Here is an 18,809-nt window from a genome sequence, read left to right on the forward strand (position 1 = left end):
TTTAGCAAGGTGACTATACCATACTCATTTAAGCAATATCAGAGCCTTGATAGTGGTGTATTTATCACCCAGTAACAGCCTTTTGCCGCTGTTTTCGCTACAATGTGCGCCTGATTCGAATGGAGTTCTCTCATGGCGCTGAAAGCGACAATTTATAAAGCAGTGGTCAATGTGGCCGATCTTGATCGCAACCAGTTCCTGGATGCGTCGCTTACTCTGGCACGCCACCCCTCAGAAACTCAGGAACGCATGATGCTGCGCCTGCTGGCGTGGATTAAGTATGCTGACGAGCGACTGCAATTTACCCGAGGCTTAAGCGCAGAGGACGAGCCAGAAGCCTGGCTGCGCAACGATCATCTGGGTATCGATCTGTGGATTGAACTTGGCCTGCCGGATGAACGTCGTATTAAAAAGGCCTGCACCCAGTCCGCTGAAGTCGCGTTATTTGCGTATAATCAGCGTGCTGCGGAGATCTGGTGGCAGCAAAATAAAAGCAAATGCAGGCAGTTTGCCAATCTTACCGTCTGGTATCTGGATGATGAGCAACTGGCGCAGTTGAGTGCCTTTGCCAGCCGGACCATGATCCTGCAGGCGACGATTCAGGATGGCGCAATCTGGCTCTCTGATTCTCAGAATAATCTGGAAATTCATTTGACGGCGTGGCAACCCGCCTCATGATCGTCTTATCCCGAAACGTCAACATTCCTGACAATGAGCTGGAGATCACCGCCATTCGTGCTCAGGGGGCAGGGGGGCAGCACGTCAATAAGGCTTCTACGGCTATCCACTTGCGTTTTGACATTCGGGCCTCAAGCCTGCCAGAGTATTATAAAGAAAGCCTGCTTGCTGCCAGCCATCACCTGATCACCAGCGATGGCGTGATGGTGATCAAAGCTCAGGAATACCGCAGCCAGGAGCTCAACCGGGAAGCGGCCATCGCCAGGCTAGTGGCGGTAATCAAAGAATTAACCGCGGTACAAAAGAGCCGTCGGGCAACACGGCCCACTCGCGCATCGAAAGAGCGTCGGCTGTCGTCGAAGGCCCAAAAATCCACAGTGAAAGCACTACGCGGTAAAGTTCGTCGCCCGACAGAGTGACGAAAGGGAACACAATTTTCAGAAGGAATTCATTGTGAAAAAAGCATTATTATCAGCGCTGGCAGTGAGTACGCTGTTTGCGCTTTTCGGGTGTAACAACCGTTCTGAAACGCAGGTTTTGCAGCCCGCGCAGAATGAAGAGTTAAAGCCCATGCAGCAGAGCTGGCGCGGCGTATTGCCTTGCGCAGACTGTGAGGGTATTGAAACGTCTCTGTTCCTGCAAAAAGACGGTACCTGGGTCATGAATCAGAGGTATCAGGGCGCTAAAGAACCGTCTTCTTTTGCGACTTACGGGACATGGGCGCGTACGGCTGAGAAGTTGGTCCTGACGGATACCACAGGTGAGAAAACCTATTTCCGCGCTAAAGGCGAGGGGATGGAGATGCTCGACCGCGAAGGTAATCCGATTGAGTCCCAGTTCAATTACACGCTGGCACCGGTAAAGGCGGCCCTGCCTGCCACGCCGATGGCAATGCGGGGCATGTATTTCTATATGGCTGATGCGGCGATCTTTACCGACTGTGCAACCGGCAGGAAAGTCAGCGTGGCGAACAACGCACAGCTTGAGCGTGATTACGCTGTTGCGCGCGGAAATGACAGTAAGCCGGTATTGCTGACGGTCGACGGTCACTTTACGCTGGAGCCAAACCCGGATAGCGGAGAGATGGTGAAAACGCTGGTGGCAGATAAAGACGCGAAGTTTGTCGCGGGTAAAGACTGCAACAGCAAGTAAGCCGACATAGCCCCATTAAAAACCCCGCCGGAGCGGGGTTTTTGTTTCTTAACCTTTAATGGCTTTCACCAGGTAATCAAGAATGTCGCCGGTCTTGATCATCTGTTTCTCGCCGTTACGACGGTATTTGTATTCAATTTCGTCGCTGTCGAGGTTACGGTCGCCGATGACGATGGTATGTGGGATACCGATCAGTTCCATATCAGCAAACATCACACCTGGACGCTCTTTACGGTCATCCATCAGCACTTCGATACCCTGAGCGCGCAGCTCAGCGTACAGCTTCTCAGCCAGTTCCTGCACGCGGTAAGACTTGTGCATGTTCATTGGCAGAATCGTGACCTGGAACGGTGCGATGTTGTCCGGCCAGACGATACCACGCTCGTCATAGTTCTGCTCAATCGCTGCGGCCACAACACGTGTTACCCCAATACCGTAGCAACCCATGGTCAGGATCTGGTTACGACCATCTTCGCCCTGAACGGCAGCGTTCATCGCACGAGAGTATTTATCACCCAACTGGAAGATGTGACCGACTTCGATGCCGCGTTTGATCATCAGCGTACCCTGTCCGTCCGGGCTTGGGTCGCCAGCAACGACGTTACGGATGTCAGCCACTTCAGGTGTCGCCACATCGCGATCCCAGTTGATGCCGAAGTAATGTTTACCGTCGATGTTGGCACCTGCAGAGAAGTCGCTCATTGCCGCTACCGTACGGTCAATAACAACAGGCACAGGCATGTTTACCGGACCCAGAGAGCCTGGACCAGCATTGACCACAGCGCGGATTTCAGCTTCCGTCGCGAACGTCAGCGGGCTGGCAACCTGCGGCAGCTTCTCTGCTTTCACTTCGTTAAGCTCATGATCGCCACGTACCAGCAGGGCAACCAGCGGATAAGCGCTGCCTTCGGTGGATTTCACCAGCAGCGTTTTAACGGTTTTTTCGACAGGCAGGTTGAACTGCTCAACCAGCTCGGCAATGGTTTTTGCATTTGGCGTATCAACCAGCGTCATCTCTTGTGTTGCAGCTGCACGTGGCTCTTTTGGTGCCAGCGCTTCTGCAAATTCGATGTTTGCCGCGTAATCTGAGGAGTCAGAGAAGACCACATCGTCTTCACCGCTCTGCGCCAGTACCTGGAACTCATGGGATGCGCTACCACCGATGGAGCCGGTATCAGCCTGCACAGCACGGAAATCCAGACCCATGCGGGAGAAGATTTTGCTGTATGCCTCGTACATTTTGTCGTAGGTCTCTTGCAGGGATTCCTGAGAGGTATGGAAAGAGTAAGCATCTTTCATCAGGAATTCGCGAGAGCGCATGACGCCGAAACGTGGGCGAACTTCGTCACGGAATTTGGTCTGGATCTGGAAGAAGTTCAGCGGCAGCTGTTTGTAAGAGCTCAGCTCATTACGAATCAGGTCGGTAATGACTTCTTCATGCGTTGGGCCGAGGACAAACGGACGATCGCCTCGATCGGCAATTCGCAGCAGTTCCGGACCGTACTGCTCCCAGCGACCACTCTCCTGCCACAGCTCAGAGGGCTGAACAACCGGCATTAACACCTCGATAGCACCGGCGTTGTTCATCTCTTCACGCACGATGTTTTCGACTTTTTTCAGGACGCGCACGCCGGTCGGCAGCCAGGTGTATAACCCGGAGGCCAGCTTGCGGATCATCCCGGCGCGCAGCATCAGCTGATGGCTGATCACTTCGGCGTCGGCAGGCGTCTCCTTCAGAGTGGAGAGCAGATATTGGCTAGTACGCATGTTGTTACGGTTCCGTTTCGACTAGTGAGACAGGCTGAAAGGTCAACCTGACACAAAAAAAGTGGTTTAGTTTACCAGTGTGGCAAAGATGCCAAAAGAGAGGAGATTAAAATTACCTGGGTTCCAGGGCAAACACTTCAAAACCTGCCTGTGTGACGCGCCAGCGAACGTTAAAATCCAGCAGCCAGACAGCGTAGGTTTTCCCGGCTTCCTCTTCTTTGCGATAAGCGGGACGGGGGTCCTGCGCCAGAACTTCGGTGATGAAATTCTGCAAACGAGGATAGTGTTTCTCCAGTTGACTCAGCTGAGTTGCTATCTCAGGCGTAAAATATACAGGCATGTCCGCCTGGGGGGCATCCTGAGCATAACTTGCGCGCGCGTCCGGGAGAGCTTCGGCGAAAGGCAAATAGGGTTTGATGTCGATAACCGGTGTGCCATCCACAAGATCAAGACTGCCTAACTCGAGTATCACCTGATCCTTCTGGCAACGTATACCCTTCAGTTCGACCAGCGACATTCCAACCGGGTTTGGACGGAAGGTCGAACGCGTCGCAAACACCCCCATTCTCGCATTTCCACCAAGCCGGGGTGGGCGTACGGTTGGACGCCAGCCACCTTCCATCGTCTGGTGAAACACAAATACCACCCATAAATGGCTGAAAGCGTCGAGTCCGCGTACCGCATCGGCCTGATTGTAAGGTGCAATCAGGTGAAGTTCACCGCTTCCGCTGGTGACAAGACCGGGCTGGCGAGGTACGGCGAACTTCTCTTTATAGGGCGAGCGGATAACGCCTATTTGCTCGAACTGAAATGCACTCATTTCGCCGTAATATTCAGCGCAGAACCGATGCATACTGCCTGACGGTAGCAGCCCGGTGTACCGCTGGTCACTTCGCAGCTGTGCAGCAGAACAGCGTTAGCTTTCATTTTTGCGGCATTGATCTGCATGCGTTTACGCGCTGTCGGGATATTCGGTGGAGAGTCCTGGTTGGTCGCCTGGCAGGACTCACCGCTCACTTCACCCAGTTCACGGAACGGTTTACCGACGAGCTCATCAGCCTTAGTGATAATGCGAACCGGTGCAGGACGAACCACTTTCGGTTTCGCAGGCTCTGTTTTTGGCGGGGTTGCCGTGCTTTGAACAGGTTCAACGGGAGATCTGCTTAGCATAGAACAGCCGCTCAACATGAGTGCTAAAAGACAGATCGGTAAAGCACGCATAATAGTTCCTCAATGGATAATCAAAACGTCAGATATTGAATCAGTTGACTGCACAAATGACAAGACGGGCATAAGCCCGTCCTGATGATATTACACTGAGGTGAGATTACCAGCCTTTAACAGCGCCACCGTTAAACACTTTGTTCGCTTCCTGGTAAACTTCATCAGACTGATAGGCCTGAACGAACTTCTTCACGTTTTCCGCGTCTTTATTGTCTTCGCGAGTCACGATCAGGTTAACGTACGGGGAGTCTTTATCTTCAACGAAGATACCGTCTTTGGCTGGCGTCAGGCCAATCTGGCTGGCGTAAGTGGTGTTGATAACGGCCAGGGCAATCTGCGCATCGTCAAGAGAACGTGGCAGCTGTGGTGCTTCCAGCTCAACAATTTTCAGATTTTTCGGGTTTTCAGTGACATCCAGAACGGTTGGCAGCAGGCCAACACCGTCTTTCAGTTTGATCAGACCCACTTTCTGCAACAGCAGGAGAGAGCGTCCAAGGTTGGTTGGGTCGTTAGGCACGGCAACCTGAGAACCTGGCTGCAGTTCGTCCAAAGATTTAATTTTCTTGGAGTAACCCGCAATTGGGTAAACGAAGGTGTTACCCACACCAACCAGTTTATAGCCACGATCTTTGATCTGCTGATCCAGGTACGGTTTATGCTGGAAGGCGTTAGCATCGATATCGCCTTTGCTCAGCGCTTCGTTCGGCAGAACGTAATCGTTGAAGGTGACCAGTTCAACGTCCAGACCATATTTCTCTTTTGCGACTTTCTGAGCGACTTCAGCAACCTGTTGTTCTGCACCCACGATAACGCCCACTTTAATGTGGTTTGGATCTTTTTCGTCCTGACCGCAACCCACCAGTGCCAGAGAGCCGATTAGCGCGCCTACTGCTGCAAAGGTCTTTAATTTAAACGCCATGTTTTATCCTTAACTCGTAGAGTTTGTGTTGTGTGTAACGTTATTTGTGCGTAACAGCCCGGACGATGCGATCGCCAGAGAACTGGATTAAGTAAACCAACACAACCAGCAATACCAGAACGGTATTCATCACGGTAGCGTTATATCCAATATAGCCGTACTGGTAACCAATTTGGCCTAAACCGCCAGCGCCAACTGCACCCCCCATCGCGGAATAACCCACCAGGGTGATAAGCGTAATGGTAGCCGCGTTGACCAGCCCTGGCAGTGCTTCCGGCAGCAGCACCTTGCGTACGATCTGCATCGGTGTGGCACCCATTGCGCGGGAGGCTTCAATCAAACCTGTCGGGATTTCCAGCAGGGCGTTTTCAACCATACGTGCGATAAACGGCGCAGCGCCGACAGTCAGGGGAACGATGGCAGCCTGCAGACCGATAGAGGTACCGACAATCACGCGGGTGAATGGAATCATCCATACCAGCAGAATAATGAACGGGATAGAACGGAAGATATTCACCAGCGCAGAGAGCGTGCGGTATAGTTTCGCGTTCTCAATGATTTGCCCCGGACGTGTCACATACAGCAGCACGCCGACCGGGAGACCAATCACAAACCCAAAGAAGCCAGATACAAAGGTCATTGCCAGCGTTTCCCAAACGCCGCGAACCAGCAGCCACATCATCGGCTCAGACATAACCCAGTACCTCTACTTTTACGTGGTGTTCTTGCAGCCAGGCAATCGCGGCCTGGGTTTCTTCTTGTGTGCCGTGCATTTCTGTCAGCATGATGCCGAACTTCACGCCACCGGCGTAATCCATCTGCGCGCTGATGATGTTGTTGTTCACGTTAAAGCGACGCGCGGTTTCGGAAAGCAGGGGAGCATCGACAGATTGGCCCGTGAACTCCATGCGCAGCATCGGGACGCTGTCTGCAGTGGGTTCAGTTTTCAAACGCTCCAGATAATCTTCCGGGATATCCAAATGCAGCGTGGACTGAATGAACTGCTGTGCCAGCGGTGTCTTCGGATGAGAGAACACTTCACTTACCGTATCCTGCTCAATCAGTTCGCCGTTGCTGATCACTGCGACGCAGTCACAGATGCGTTTCACCACGTCCATTTCATGCGTAATAAGGAGAATTGTCAGGCCCAGACGACGGTTAATGTCTTTCAGCAGTTCCAGAATTGAACGTGTAGTGGCGGGATCCAATGCGCTGGTGGCTTCATCACACAGCAGTACTTTTGGATTACTGGCCAGCGCGCGGGCAATGGCCACACGCTGTTTTTGCCCACCGGACAGATTGGCCGGGTAGCTATCATGTTTGTCTCCCAGACCCACGAGGTCGAGCAGTTCGATGACGCGACGCTTCACTTCTTCTTTTGGCGTGTTATCCAGCTCAAGCGGCAGGGCGACGTTGCCGAAAACGGTGCGGGAGGCCAGCAGGTTAAAGTGCTGGAAGATCATTCCAATCTGACGACGCGCTTTGGTGAGTTCTTTCTCTGAGAGGGCGGTAAGTTCCTGGCCGCCAACTTCTACGCTGCCCTGGGTTGGGCGCTCAAGCAGGTTAACACAACGAATCAGCGTGCTTTTACCTGCACCCGATGCGCCAATGACGCCATAAATTTGACCAGCAGGGACATGCAGGCTGACGTTGTTCAGCGCCTGAATGGTTCGGTTCCCCTGCTGGAACACTTTGGTGATATTGGAAAGTTTAATCATTAGATTATTTTTATCGTATGTAAGTTAGCCGTGGCATTTTCTTCTGCCATATACGGGTGATGACCGTAAACAAAACGGATGTTAAGGCATCCAGACGTCTAAATCAATCCAACTCTGTACGATGAGCACTTTATTGCGCTGCGATTCATGAGATACTAGCCGGACATGCCTTTTTCAGGAGCAAACCGGTGGCAAAATCAGTACCCGCAATTTTTCTCGATCGTGATGGCACTATTAATGTGGATCACGGTTATGTCCATGAGATTGATGAGTTCGAGTTTATCGAAGGCGTAATAGATGCAATGCGTCAGCTGAAAGAGATGGGCTATGCATTGGTGGTTGTCACCAACCAGTCTGGTATTGCTCGCGGTAAATTTACCGAAGCGCAGTTCGAAACGCTGACAGAATGGATGGACTGGTCGCTGGCCGATCGCGGTGTTGATCTCGACGGTATCTATTATTGTCCGCATCATCCGCAAGGAACAGTCGAAGAGTATCGGCAGACCTGCGACTGCCGTAAGCCTCATCCAGGCATGTTTATCTCTGCGCAGGAATTTTTGCACATTGATATGGCTGCTTCTTATATGGTGGGCGATAAACTTGAAGACATGCAGGCGGCAACCGCAGCTGGCGTAGGCACCAAAATATTAGTACGCACCGGTAAGCCAGTGACGCCAGAAGCAGAGAATGCAGCGGATTGGGTGATTAATAGTCTGGCTGAACTGCCAAAAGAGATCAAAAAGCACCAAAAATAACCTTTTTGGTGAAAAGGTGAGCGGTTGAAATAAAAATGCATTTTTCCGCTTGTCATTCCTCGGCGGCCCCCTATAATGCGCCTCCATCGACACGGCGGATGTGAATCACTTCACAAACAACCCGGTCGGTTGAAGAGAAAAAATCCTGAAATAACGGGTTGACTCTGAAAGAGGAAAGCGTAATATACGCCACCTCGCAACGGTGAGCTGAAAGCCACGTTGCACTGCTCTTTAACAATTTATCAGACAATCTGTGTGGGCACTCAAAGTGACATGGATTCTTAACGTCCTCGGACGATAAATGAATACCAAGTCTCAACGAGTGAACACGTAATTCATTACGAAGTTCTTTTCTTTAGAAATAAAGAAACATTGAGCATCAAACTTTTAAATTGAAGAGTTTGATCATGGCTCAGATTGAACGCTGGCGGCAGGCCTAACACATGCAAGTCGAGCGGTAGCACAGAGAGCTTGCTCTCGGGTGACGAGCGGCGGACGGGTGAGTAATGTCTGGGAAACTGCCTGATGGAGGGGGATAACTACTGGAAACGGTAGCTAATACCGCATAACGTCGCAAGACCAAAGAGGGGACCTTCGGGCCTCTTGCCATCAGATGTGCCCAGATGGGATTAGCTAGTAGGTGGGGTAACGGCTCACCTAGGCGACGATCCCTAGCTGGTCTGAGAGGATGACCAGCCACACTGGAACTGAGACACGGTCCAGACTCCTACGGGAGGCAGCAGTGGGGATATTGCACAATGGGCGCAAGCCTGATGCAGCCATGCCGCGTGTATGAAGAAGGCCTTCGGGTTGTAAAGTACTTTCAGCGGGGAGGAAGGTGCTGAGGTTAATAACCTCAGCAATTGACGTTACCCGCAGAAGAAGCACCGGCTAACTCCGTGCCAGCAGCCGCGGTAATACGGAGGGTGCAAGCGTTAATCGGAATTACTGGGCGTAAAGCGCACGCAGGCGGTCTGTCAAGTCGGATGTGAAATCCCCGGGCTCAACCTGGGAACTGCATTCGAAACTGGCAGGCTAGAGTCTCTTGTAGAGGGGGTGGAATTCCAGGTGTAGCGGTGAAATGCGTAGAGATCTGGAGGAATACCGGTGGCGAAGGCGGCCCCCTGGACAAAGACTGACGCTCAGGTGCGAAAGCGTGGGGAGCAAACAGGATTAGATACCCTGGTAGTCCACGCCGTAAACGATGTCGATTTGGAGGTTGTTCCCTTGAGGAGTGGCTTCCGGAGCTAACGCGTTAAATCGACCGCCTGGGGAGTACGGCCGCAAGGTTAAAACTCAAATGAATTGACGGGGGCCCGCACAAGCGGTGGAGCATGTGGTTTAATTCGATGCAACGCGAAGAACCTTACCTACTCTTGACATCCAGAGAACTTTCCAGAGATGGATTGGTGCCTTCGGGAACTCTGAGACAGGTGCTGCATGGCTGTCGTCAGCTCGTGTTGTGAAATGTTGGGTTAAGTCCCGCAACGAGCGCAACCCTTATCCTTTGTTGCCAGCGGTCCGGCCGGGAACTCAAAGGAGACTGCCAGTGATAAACTGGAGGAAGGTGGGGATGACGTCAAGTCATCATGGCCCTTACGAGTAGGGCTACACACGTGCTACAATGGCGCATACAAAGAGAAGCGACCTCGCGAGAGCAAGCGGACCTCATAAAGTGCGTCGTAGTCCGGATTGGAGTCTGCAACTCGACTCCATGAAGTCGGAATCGCTAGTAATCGTAGATCAGAATGCTACGGTGAATACGTTCCCGGGCCTTGTACACACCGCCCGTCACACCATGGGAGTGGGTTGCAAAAGAAGTAGGTAGCTTAACCTTCGGGAGGGCGCTTACCACTTTGTGATTCATGACTGGGGTGAAGTCGTAACAAGGTAACCGTAGGGGAACCTGCGGTTGGATCACCTCCTTACCTTAAAGAACCTGCCTTTGTAGTGCTCACACAGATTGTCTGATGAAAAACAGCAGTAAAAATCTCTGCAGGCTTGTAGCTCAGGTGGTTAGAGCGCACCCCTGATAAGGGTGAGGTCGGTGGTTCAAGTCCACTCAGGCCTACCAAACTCCTTTTAAAGGATGAGCGGTACAGAGATTGCAAACGATGGGGCTATAGCTCAGCTGGGAGAGCGCCTGCTTTGCACGCAGGAGGTCTGCGGTTCGATCCCGCATAGCTCCACCATCCTTTACTGCGAACCCAAGAAAACTTCAGAGTGTACCTGAAAAGGTGCACTGCGAAGTTTTGCTCTTTAAAAATCTGGATCAAGCTGAAAATTGAAACGACACACATGTTATGTGTGTTCGAGTCTCTCAAATTTTCGCAAGTCGATGGTGAATCGAAAGAAACATCTTCGGGTTGTGAGGTTAAGCGACTAAGCGTACACGGTGGATGCCCTGGCAGTCAGAGGCGATGAAGGACGTGCTAATCTGCGAAAAGCGCCGGCGAGGTGATATGAACCTTTGACCCGGCGATGTCCGAATGGGGAAACCCAGTGTGATTCGTCACACTATCGTTAACTGAATACATAGGTTAACGAGGCGAACCGGGGAACTGAAACATCTAAGTACCCCGAGGAAAAGAAATCAACCGAGATTCCCCAGTAGCGGCGAGCGAACGGGGAGCAGCCCAGAGTCTGAATCAGCTTGTGTGTTAGTGGAACGGTCTGGAAAGTCCGACGGTACAGGGTGATAGTCCCGTACACGAAAATGCACAGGCTGTGAACTCGAAGAGTAGGGCGGGACACGTGGTATCCTGTCTGAATATGGGGGGACCATCCTCCAAGGCTAAATACTCCTGACTGACCGATAGTGAACCAGTACCGTGAGGGAAAGGCGAAAAGAACCCCGGCGAGGGGAGTGAAAAAGAACCTGAAACCGTGTACGTACAAGCAGTGGGAGCACCTTCGTGGTGTGACTGCGTACCTTTTGTATAATGGGTCAGCGACTTATATTCTGTAGCAAGGTTAACCGTATAGGGGAGCCGAAGGGAAACCGAGTCTTAACTGGGCGTTAAGTTGCAGGGTATAGACCCGAAACCCGGTGATCTAGCCATGGGCAGGTTGAAGGTTGGGTAACACTAACTGGAGGACCGAACCGACTAATGTTGAAAAATTAGCGGATGACTTGTGGCTGGGGGTGAAAGGCCAATCAAACCGGGAGATAGCTGGTTCTCCCCGAAAGCTATTTAGGTAGCGCCTCGTGAACTCATCTTCGGGGGTAGAGCACTGTTTCGGCTAGGGGGCCATCCCGGCTTACCAACCCGATGCAAACTACGAATACCGAAGAATGTTATCACGGGAGACACACGGCGGGTGCTAACGTCCGTCGTGAAGAGGGAAACAACCCAGACCGCCAGCTAAGGTCCCAAAGTCATGGTTAAGTGGGAAACGATGTGGGAAGGCACAGACAGCCAGGATGTTGGCTTAGAAGCAGCCATCATTTAAAGAAAGCGTAATAGCTCACTGGTCGAGTCGGCCTGCGCGGAAGATGTAACGGGGCTAAACCATGCACCGAAGCTGCGGCAGCGACGCTTATGCGTTGTTGGGTAGGGGAGCGTTCTGTAAGCCGTTGAAGGTGTCCTGTGAGGGATGCTGGAGGTATCAGAAGTGCGAATGCTGACATAAGTAACGATAATGCGGGTGAAAAGCCCGCACGCCGGAAGACCAAGGGTTCCTGTCCAACGTTAATCGGGGCAGGGTGAGTCGACCCCTAAGGCGAGGCCGAAAGGCGTAGTCGATGGGAAACAGGTTAATATTCCTGTACTTGGTGTTACTGCGAAGGGGGGACGGAGAAGGCTATGTTAGCCGGGCGACGGTTGTCCCGGTTTAAGCATGTAGGCGGAACGATTAGGTAAATCCGGTCGTTTATTAACGCTGAGGTGTGATGACGAGGCACTACGGTGCTGAAGTAACAAATGCCCTGCTTCCAGGAAAAGCCTCTAAGCATCAGGTAACATCAAATCGTACCCCAAACCGACACAGGTGGTCAGGTAGAGAATACCAAGGCGCTTGAGAGAACTCGGGTGAAGGAACTAGGCAAAATGGTGCCGTAACTTCGGGAGAAGGCACGCTGATATGTAGGTGAAGCCCCTGCGGGTGGAGCTGAAATCAGTCGAAGATACCAGCTGGCTGCAACTGTTTATTAAAAACACAGCACTGTGCAAACACGAAAGTGGACGTATACGGTGTGACGCCTGCCCGGTGCCGGAAGGTTAATTGATGGGGTTAGCGGCAACGCGAAGCTCTTGATCGAAGCCCCGGTAAACGCGGCCGTAACTATAACGGTCCTAAGGTAGCGAAATTCCTTGTCGGGTAAGTTCCGACCTGCACGAATGGCGTAATGATGGCCAGGCTGTCTCCACCCGAGACTCAGTGAAATTGAACTCGCTGTGAAGATGCAGTGTACCCGCGGCAAGACGGAAAGACCCCGTGAACCTTTACTATAGCTTGACACTGAACACTGGTCCTTGATGTGTAGGATAGGTGGGAGGCTTTGAAGCGTGGACGCCAGTCTGCGTGGAGCCGCCCTTGAAATACCACCCTTTAATGGCTGGTGTTCTAACGTAGACCCGTAATCCGGGTTGCGGACAGTGTCTGGTGGGTAGTTTGACTGGGGCGGTCTCCTCCCAAAGAGTAACGGAGGAGCACGAAGGTTAGCTAATCCTGGTCGGACATCAGGAGGTTAGTGCAATGGCATAAGCTAGCTTGACTGCGAGAGTGACGGCTCGAGCAGGTGCGAAAGCAGGTCATAGTGATCCGGTGGTTCTGAATGGAAGGGCCATCGCTCAACGGATAAAAGGTACTCCGGGGATAACAGGCTGATACCGCCCAAGAGTTCATATCGACGGCGGTGTTTGGCACCTCGATGTCGGCTCATCACATCCTGGGGCTGAAGTAGGTCCCAAGGGTATGGCTGTTCGCCATTTAAAGTGGTACGCGAGCTGGGTTTAGAACGTCGTGAGACAGTTCGGTCCCTATCTGCCGTGGGCGCTGGAGAATTGAGGGGGGCTGCTCCTAGTACGAGAGGACCGGAGTGGACGCATCACTGGTGTTCGGGTTGTCATGCCAATGGCACTGCCCGGTAGCTAAATGCGGAAGAGATAAGTGCTGAAAGCATCTAAGCACGAAACTTGCCCCGAGATGAGTTCTCCCTGACTCCTTGAGAGTCCTGAAGGAACGTTGAAGACTACGACGTTGATAGGTCGGGTGTGTAAGCGCAGCGATGCGTTGAGCTAACCGATACTAATGAACCGTGAGGCTTAACCTTACAACGCCGAAGCTGTTTCGGCGAAGAGAGACAGAAGATTTTCAGCTTTGATACAGATTAACAGAATTTGCCTGGCGGCTTTAGCGCGGTGGTCCCACCTGACCCCATGCCGAACTCAGAAGTGAAACGCCGTAGCGCCGATGGTAGTGTGGGGTCTCCCCATGTGAGAGTAGGGAACTGCCAGGCATCAAATTAAGTAGTAAGCCGGTGCATAAATCCGGTGGTTACAGTAGTCTTCGGTGGAGCGGTAGTTCAGTCGGTTAGAATACCTGCCTGTCACGCAGGGGGTCGCGGGTTCGAGTCCCGTCCGTTCCGCCACTTATTAAAAGCCCTGAGTTAACGCTCAGGGCTTTTTTCTTATCTGTCGTATAATTATTGCTTAATTAGCAAAAATCCTCTGCTTTTTACGCTCTTTTTCTGAACAACGACAATAGCGATAATCTTCCTCAGTTAACGAAAACTATGATTAACGAGGAATTACATGATTATCCCTGCATTTGGTCTCGGCACTTTCCGCCTGAAAGACGACGTTGTTATCGCATCTGTAAAAACTGCTCTTGAACTTGGCTATCGTGCCGTCGATACGGCACAAATTTATGAAAATGAAGCTGCTGTTGGTCAGGCTATCGAAGAGAGTGGTGTACCGCGTAACGAACTGTTTATCACCACGAAAATCTGGATTGAAAACCTCAGCAAAGACAAGCTAATCCCCAGCCTGAAAGAGAGTCTGAAAAAACTGCGTACTGATTACGTCGATCTGACTCTAATCCACTGGCCTTCACCGAATGATGCTGTTTCAGTGGAAGAATTCATGCAGGCATTGCTGGAGGCGAAAAAACAGGGCTTAACCCGTGAAATTGGTATTTCTAACTTCACTATTCCGCTGATGGAAAAAGCAATTGCGGCCGTTGGTGCAGAAAATATTGCGACTAACCAGATTGAACTGTCACCTTACCTGCAAAACCGCAAAGTTGTTGACTGGGCAAAACAGCATGGCATTCATATTACGTCTTATATGACGCTGGCTTATGGCAAAGCATTGAAAGATGAAGTGATTGCACGCATCGCAGCAAAACATAATGTGACTGCAGCTCAGGTCATCCTGGCGTGGGCAATGGGTGAAGGTTATGCCGTGATCCCATCTTCAACTAAACGTGAAAACCTGGCCAGCAACCTGTTAGCACAGGATCTCCAGCTCGACGACGAAGACAAAAAGGCGATCGCCGCACTGGATTGCAACGATCGCCAGGTCAGCCCGGAAGGGTTAGCCCCTCACTGGGATTAAGTTTGACCCCACCCTTTGTATCCTGAAACCCTCATACAGCTCCTTCGGGAGCTGTTTTTATATGCTCGCTCAGGAAGTCAATAAAGGCACGAATGCGCGTGCTTACCGCTCTGTCACTGTAATACACCGCACTAAACGGCATTTCGACCGGCAGACGTTTATCTGCCATCAGTTCCACCAGTTCGCCACGCGCAATCTCTTTATCAATCATGTAGTCAGACAGACAGGCGATCCCGTTACCTTCAAGGCACAATTGCTTCAGCGTCTCCCCGCTGTTAGACGACAACCCGCAGGTGATCTCATGTAACTGACCGTCAGGGCAGGCGACAGGCCAGGTGTTCAGCGACACAGGTTCCGTAAAGCCCAGGCACAGATGCTGCTTTAACTCTTCAACCGTCTCAGGTTTTCCATGCTCTGCAATATACTGCGGTGAGGCGATAATTTTGCGGTAGCTCGCAAACAGTGGACGGGCACGCAAGCTTGAATCTGTGAGGGTTCCTGCCCGGATGGCCACATCCACTTTCCGTTCGATAAGATTGATAAACGTCTCTGAGGAGACCAGAGAGAGCGTCATCTCCGGATAGCGTTCGCGGAAAGGTTTGATCAGCGGCATCAGAAAGTGAAGCACAACCGGCGTGGCCGCATCAATGCGCAGCAATCCACGTGGTGTGCTGCGGGTTTCCATAATCTCCGTCTCTGCAGCGGCCATTTCTTGCAGGATGGACTGCACGCGGCGGAAATAGCGCTCTCCTTCTTCCGTCAGGCTGAGCTGCCGCGTCGTACGGTTGAGCAGACTGACTCCAAGCTTCATCTCCAGCTTTTTCACCGAGCGACTGATGGCCGAGTTAGCCTGCCCTAACTGTTCAGCCGCACGGCTAAAACTGCCGCTTTCGACGACGGCGACAAAGATTGTCAGCTCTTCCGACGTTGCTTTCATTGTTGCACCACCTGCAAAATTCAATTGATATTTTGACCATTTTTGTTATTTAAGCACTGGCGCATACTGCCTGTCATCTTAATCCTGAAGAGACGGAGTATTTTATGCCACTGGCGCTACTTGCCCTCACGATCAGTGCCTTTGCAATTGGCACGACCGAATTTGTTATCGTAGGACTGGTTCCTACCATCGCCGACCAGCTTGCGATTTCGCTGCCATCTGCCGGGCTGCTGGTATCTATTTATGCACTGGGTGTTGCTGTCGGTGCGCCTGTATTGACGGCACTCACCGGTCGATTCCCTCGCAAGCAACTGTTGGTGGCGCTAATGGTGTTGTTCACAGCGGGTAACGTTCTGGCCTGGCAATCCCCGGATTACACCACACTGGTGATTGCCCGCCTGCTGACCGGCCTTGCTCATGGTGTCTTTTTCTCAATTGGTTCTACCATTGCCACAAGTCTGGTACCCAAAGAGAAAGCGGCATCAGCGATTGCGATTATGTTTGGTGGACTGACTGTCGCGCTTGTTACAGGCGTACCGCTGGGGACATTTATCGGCCAACACTTCGGCTGGCGTGAAACCTTCCTGGCGGTTTCTTTACTGGGTGTGATTGCTCTGGTAGCCAGTTTTCTGTTAGTGCCATCGAATATACCTGGTCGTGCGAGCGCCAGCCTGCGCGACCAGCTAAAGGTTCTGACGCATCCGCGCCTGTTGATCATTTATGCCGTGACCGCACTGGGCTATGGTGGTGTATTCACTGCTTTTACTTTCCTGGCGCCGATGATGCAGGATCTCGCAGGCTTCTCCCCGAATGCGGTGAGCTGGATTCTGCTGGGCTACGGTATTTCCGTCGCAATAGGTAATATCTGGGGCGGCAAACTGGCAGATAAACATGGTGCGGTTCCCGCTCTCAAATTCATCTTTGCAGCATTGGTTGTTTTGCTGCTGGTGTTCCAGTTCACTGCATCAATGCAATACGCCGCACTGGCCACGGTCCTGGTCATGGGGATCTTTGCCTTCGGTAACGTGCCGGGCCTTCAGGTTTATGTGGTACAGAAAGCAGAACTGTATACGCCCAACGCGGTGGATGTGGCATCCGGCCTGAACATTGCCGCTTTTAATATCGGCATTGCTATTGGCTCCATTGTGGGTGGGCAGACGGTTGAACATTTTGGACTGGCGCAAACGCCATGGATTGGTGCTGCGATCGTGCTTGTAGCCTTCCTGTTGATTGGTCTGAGTGGACGCCTTGATAGACCAACTCGGGTAGCACTGGGGTAACATCAGTAAGTGCTTGCTTACAAAACTGGAAAGCGGTTTCTCAGAAATTGCGTTGAAAGTGTAACCTAAAGTCCCTATAACATTAGAACCAGACCGTTTTCAGGGCTGGTTCATGTTACAGAGGCTGTTTCCAAAAGTGCGAAAAAATACCTATGCCATGCGTTATGTTGCCGGAATGCCAGCGGAGAGGATCTTGCCTCCGGGGTCGTTTGCGAGCATAAGCCAGGCATTACCTGCCGGCACACCGTTAAGCAGCGATGAGAAAATCCGTGTACTGGTGTGGAATATCTTTAAGCAGCAGCGTGCGGAATGGTTATCGGTACTTAAGAATTTTGGAAAAGATGCCCATCTGGTTCTGCTCCAGGAGGCGCAAACCACCCCTGAGCTGGTGCGGTTTGCCACCACGAACTATCTTGCCGCCGATCAGGTTCCCGCGTTTGTCCTGCCGCAACATCCCTCAGGTGTGATGACACTCTCTTCAGCGCATCCGGTCTATTGCTGTCCTCTGCGCGAACGTGAACCCATTCTGCGTCTGGCGAAATCGGCGCTGGTCACGGTCTACCCGTTGCCGGACACCCGAATGTTGATGGTCGTGAATATCCATGCGGTAAACTTCAGCCTGGGCGTGGATGTCTACAGTAAGCAGTTACTTCCAATTGGCGATCAGATTGCCCATCACAGCGGCCCCATCATTATGGCAGGCGATTTCAATGCCTGGAGCCGTCCGCGCATGAATGCCTTGTATCGCTTTGCGCGCGAGATGTCGCTGCGTGAAGTTCGTTTTAGCGATGACCAACGCAAGAAAGCCTTTGGTCGTCCTCTCGATTTTGTCTTCTATCGCGGTTTGAGCGTGCACGACGCCTCCGTTCTGGTGACGCGCGCCTCCGATCACAATCCTCTACTCGTTGAATTCAGTCCCGGCAAACCTGATAAATAATGGTGTGTCAGGTCTGCCGTGGGGCAGGCCTGTTCGGGTGCTGCCCTTTATTTTTCACCCACAAAGGACAGTACGATGACAACAACACGCTCCCATCATGACAACGTAGAAAAACAGTTTGGCTCTCAGGCAAGTGCGTATCTGAGCAGCGCCGTGCACGCATCTGGCCGCGATCTGGTGCGTCTCGGTGAACGTCTGGCGGCGTTCCCGCAGGCGCACGTGCTGGATTTAGGCTGCGGGGCAGGGCATGCCAGCTTTAAGGCTGCGCAACAGGTCGCGCACGTTACCGCGTATGACTTATCCAGCCAGATGCTGGCGGTGGTTGCCGAGGCGGCGAAAGCGAAGGGGTTGGAAAACATTGATACGCACCAGGGCTATGCCGAATCTTTACCTTTTGAAGATGCTTCGTTTGAGGTGGTTATCAGCCGTTATTCCGCACATCACTGGCATGATGTTGGCCAGGCATTACGTGAAGTAAAACGTGTCCTGAAGCCGGGTGGTGTTCTTATCATTATGGATGTGATGTCTCCGGGACACCCGGTGCGCAATATCTGGCTGCAGACGGTGGAAGCACTGCGCGATACCTCGCATGTGCAAAACTACTCCAGTGGAGAGTGGTTATCGTTCATTACCGAGGCGGGATTGATTTCGCGCTCATTAATAACCGATCGCTTACCGCTGGAATTCAGCTCATGGATCGCCCGTATGCGCACTCCGGAGGCATTAAGTCACGCTATTCGGTTGTATCAGCAGAGTGCGTCCGCAGAGGTGAAGGCTTACTTTGAATTACAGGAGGATGGTTCGTTTACCAGCGATACCATCATGGCTGAAGCGCAAAAAGCGGGATAAACAAAAAAGGCACCGAGGGGAATCGGTGCCTTT

At 52.1% G+C, this 18,809-nt stretch carries 15 protein-coding genes, 3 tRNA genes and 3 rRNA genes; 14 read left to right on the plus strand and 7 right to left on the minus strand.

What is annotated here, in order from left to right:
- Window positions 1-132: 132 nt before the first annotated feature.
- Genes ACLHV8_RS04000 through nlpE form a run of 3 tightly spaced genes read left to right on the plus strand, consistent with a single transcriptional unit; the run spans window position 133 to window position 1,830 of the window.
- Window positions 133-678 (plus strand): YaeQ family protein, encoded by a 546-nt coding sequence (locus ACLHV8_RS04000; RefSeq protein ID WP_049005322.1) that lies wholly within the window; start codon window positions 133-135, stop codon window positions 676-678.
- The gene (gene arfB, locus ACLHV8_RS04005) at window positions 675-1,097 is read left to right on the plus strand and encodes an alternative ribosome rescue aminoacyl-tRNA hydrolase ArfB (RefSeq protein WP_208595026.1); all 423 of its coding nucleotides are present in this window, start codon (window positions 675-677) and stop codon (window positions 1,095-1,097) included. The genes ACLHV8_RS04000 and arfB overlap by 4 nt, the downstream gene beginning before the upstream one ends.
- 34 nt (window positions 1,098-1,131) lie before the next feature.
- A complete protein-coding gene (gene nlpE, locus ACLHV8_RS04010; protein ID WP_134708327.1) occupies window positions 1,132-1,830 on the plus strand; it encodes an envelope stress response activation lipoprotein NlpE in 699 nt (232 codons plus the stop codon).
- 48 nt (window positions 1,831-1,878) lie between these two features.
- Here the strand turns inward: nlpE and proS are convergent, their stop codons facing one another.
- From proS to metN, 6 genes are all read right to left on the minus strand, one after another.
- A complete protein-coding gene (proS, locus tag ACLHV8_RS04015; RefSeq protein WP_208595025.1) occupies window positions 1,879-3,597 on the minus strand; it encodes a proline--tRNA ligase in 1,719 nt (572 codons plus the stop codon).
- 112 nt (window positions 3,598-3,709) lie between these two features.
- Window positions 3,710-4,417 (minus strand): tRNA (N6-threonylcarbamoyladenosine(37)-N6)-methyltransferase TrmO, encoded by a 708-nt coding sequence (gene tsaA / locus ACLHV8_RS04020; protein WP_028018282.1) that lies wholly within the window; start codon window positions 4,415-4,417, stop codon window positions 3,710-3,712.
- Window positions 4,414-4,818, minus strand: coding sequence for an Rcs stress response system protein RcsF (rcsF, locus tag ACLHV8_RS04025; RefSeq protein ID WP_008501883.1), 405 nt, complete (start codon window positions 4,816-4,818; stop codon window positions 4,414-4,416). Before rcsF ends, tsaA begins: the two co-directional genes overlap by 4 nt.
- A 106-nt stretch (window positions 4,819-4,924) precedes the next feature.
- Window positions 4,925-5,740, minus strand: coding sequence for a methionine ABC transporter substrate-binding lipoprotein MetQ (metQ, locus tag ACLHV8_RS04030; RefSeq protein ID WP_014168729.1), 816 nt, complete (start codon window positions 5,738-5,740; stop codon window positions 4,925-4,927).
- Between the two features lie 40 nt (window positions 5,741-5,780).
- Entirely contained in the window at window positions 5,781-6,434 is a 654-nt protein-coding gene (locus ACLHV8_RS04035; protein ID WP_003856130.1) for a methionine ABC transporter permease MetI, read from the minus strand.
- Window positions 6,427-7,458 (minus strand): methionine ABC transporter ATP-binding protein MetN, encoded by a 1,032-nt coding sequence (gene metN, locus ACLHV8_RS04040; protein ID WP_028018280.1) that lies wholly within the window; start codon window positions 7,456-7,458, stop codon window positions 6,427-6,429. The genes ACLHV8_RS04035 and metN overlap by 8 nt, the downstream gene beginning before the upstream one ends.
- Before the next feature lie 188 nt (window positions 7,459-7,646).
- Here metN and gmhB point away from each other — a divergent pair, with 188 nt between their 5' ends.
- The 8 genes from gmhB to dkgB all read left to right on the plus strand — a co-directional run bounded on the left by gmhB (window position 7,647) and on the right by dkgB (window position 14,773).
- Window positions 7,647-8,213, plus strand: coding sequence for a D-glycero-beta-D-manno-heptose 1,7-bisphosphate 7-phosphatase (gene gmhB, locus ACLHV8_RS04045; RefSeq protein WP_028018279.1), 567 nt, complete (start codon window positions 7,647-7,649; stop codon window positions 8,211-8,213).
- Window positions 8,214-8,602: 389 nt separating this feature from the next.
- A 16S ribosomal RNA gene (locus tag ACLHV8_RS04050) occupies window positions 8,603-10,141 on the plus strand.
- A 69-nt stretch (window positions 10,142-10,210) separates the two neighbouring features.
- Window positions 10,211-10,287, plus strand: a tRNA-Ile gene (locus ACLHV8_RS04055).
- 42 nt (window positions 10,288-10,329) lie between these two features.
- Window positions 10,330-10,405, plus strand: a tRNA-Ala gene (locus ACLHV8_RS04060).
- 180 nt (window positions 10,406-10,585) lie between these two features.
- Window positions 10,586-13,488 (plus strand): 23S ribosomal RNA (locus ACLHV8_RS04065).
- Between the two features lie 70 nt (window positions 13,489-13,558).
- A 5S ribosomal RNA gene (gene rrf, locus ACLHV8_RS04070) occupies window positions 13,559-13,674 on the plus strand.
- Together the 16S, 23S and 5S rRNA genes with 3 tRNA genes alongside form the textbook arrangement of a ribosomal RNA operon.
- Before the next feature lie 55 nt (window positions 13,675-13,729).
- Window positions 13,730-13,806 (plus strand) — tRNA-Asp (locus tag ACLHV8_RS04075).
- 163 nt (window positions 13,807-13,969) lie between these two features.
- On the plus strand, window positions 13,970-14,773 hold the full coding sequence (dkgB, locus tag ACLHV8_RS04080) for a 2,5-didehydrogluconate reductase DkgB (RefSeq protein WP_208595069.1): 804 nt from the start codon (window positions 13,970-13,972) through the stop codon (window positions 14,771-14,773).
- A 31-nt stretch (window positions 14,774-14,804) separates the two neighbouring features.
- Here dkgB and yafC read toward each other — a convergent pair whose 3' ends face one another.
- Complete coding sequence (gene yafC / locus ACLHV8_RS04085; RefSeq protein WP_028017746.1) at window positions 14,805-15,710, minus strand: DNA-binding transcriptional regulator YafC; 906 nt, start codon at window positions 15,708-15,710, stop codon at window positions 14,805-14,807.
- A gap of 104 nt (window positions 15,711-15,814) precedes the next feature.
- On the opposite strand from yafC, the gene ACLHV8_RS04090 reads away from it, so the two are divergent.
- From ACLHV8_RS04090 to ACLHV8_RS04100, 3 genes are all read left to right on the plus strand, one after another.
- A complete protein-coding gene (locus ACLHV8_RS04090) occupies window positions 15,815-16,990 on the plus strand; it encodes an MFS transporter (protein ID WP_028017745.1) in 1,176 nt (391 codons plus the stop codon).
- 136 nt (window positions 16,991-17,126) lie between these two features.
- Window positions 17,127-17,927 carry an endonuclease/exonuclease/phosphatase family protein gene (locus ACLHV8_RS04095; protein WP_028017744.1) on the plus strand — a complete coding sequence of 267 codons (801 nt, stop codon included), beginning with the start codon at window positions 17,127-17,129 and terminating at the stop codon, window positions 17,925-17,927.
- 75 nt (window positions 17,928-18,002) lie between these two features.
- The gene (locus ACLHV8_RS04100; protein ID WP_208595070.1) at window positions 18,003-18,776 is read left to right on the plus strand and encodes a class I SAM-dependent methyltransferase; all 774 of its coding nucleotides are present in this window, start codon (window positions 18,003-18,005) and stop codon (window positions 18,774-18,776) included.
- The last annotated feature ends 33 nt before the right edge of the window (window positions 18,777-18,809 follow it).

Origin of the sequence: Enterobacter sp. CPE_E863, from assembly GCF_046521465.1 — a bacterium.
In the GTDB taxonomy this organism is placed as follows: domain Bacteria; phylum Pseudomonadota; class Gammaproteobacteria; order Enterobacterales; family Enterobacteriaceae; genus Enterobacter; species Enterobacter adelaidei.

What these genes read in the sequence shown, in the direction of transcription:
- ACLHV8_RS04000 (WP_049005322.1), top strand. Translation starts at nt 133, where the DNA reads ATGGCGCTGAAAGCGACAATTTATAAAGCAGTGGTCAATGTGGCCGAT.
- arfB (WP_208595026.1), top strand. Translation starts at nt 675, where the DNA reads ATGATCGTCTTATCCCGAAACGTCAACATTCCTGACAATGAGCTGGAG.
- proS (WP_208595025.1), bottom strand. Translation starts at nt 3,597, where the DNA reads ATGCGTACTAGCCAATATCTGCTCTCCACTCTGAAGGAGACGCCTGCC.
- tsaA (WP_028018282.1), bottom strand. Translation starts at nt 4,417, where the DNA reads ATGAGTGCATTTCAGTTCGAGCAAATAGGCGTTATCCGCTCGCCCTAT.
- rcsF (WP_008501883.1), bottom strand. Translation starts at nt 4,818, where the DNA reads ATGCGTGCTTTACCGATCTGTCTTTTAGCACTCATGTTGAGCGGCTGT.
- metQ (WP_014168729.1), bottom strand. Translation starts at nt 5,740, where the DNA reads ATGGCGTTTAAATTAAAGACCTTTGCAGCAGTAGGCGCGCTAATCGGC.
- ACLHV8_RS04035 (WP_003856130.1), bottom strand. Translation starts at nt 6,434, where the DNA reads ATGTCTGAGCCGATGATGTGGCTGCTGGTTCGCGGCGTTTGGGAAACG.
- metN (WP_028018280.1), bottom strand. Translation starts at nt 7,458, where the DNA reads ATGATTAAACTTTCCAATATCACCAAAGTGTTCCAGCAGGGGAACCGA.
- dkgB (WP_208595069.1), top strand. Translation starts at nt 13,970, where the DNA reads ATGATTATCCCTGCATTTGGTCTCGGCACTTTCCGCCTGAAAGACGAC.
- yafC (WP_028017746.1), bottom strand. Translation starts at nt 15,710, where the DNA reads ATGAAAGCAACGTCGGAAGAGCTGACAATCTTTGTCGCCGTCGTCGAA.
- ACLHV8_RS04090 (WP_028017745.1), top strand. Translation starts at nt 15,815, where the DNA reads ATGCCACTGGCGCTACTTGCCCTCACGATCAGTGCCTTTGCAATTGGC.
- ACLHV8_RS04100 (WP_208595070.1), top strand. Translation starts at nt 18,003, where the DNA reads ATGACAACAACACGCTCCCATCATGACAACGTAGAAAAACAGTTTGGC.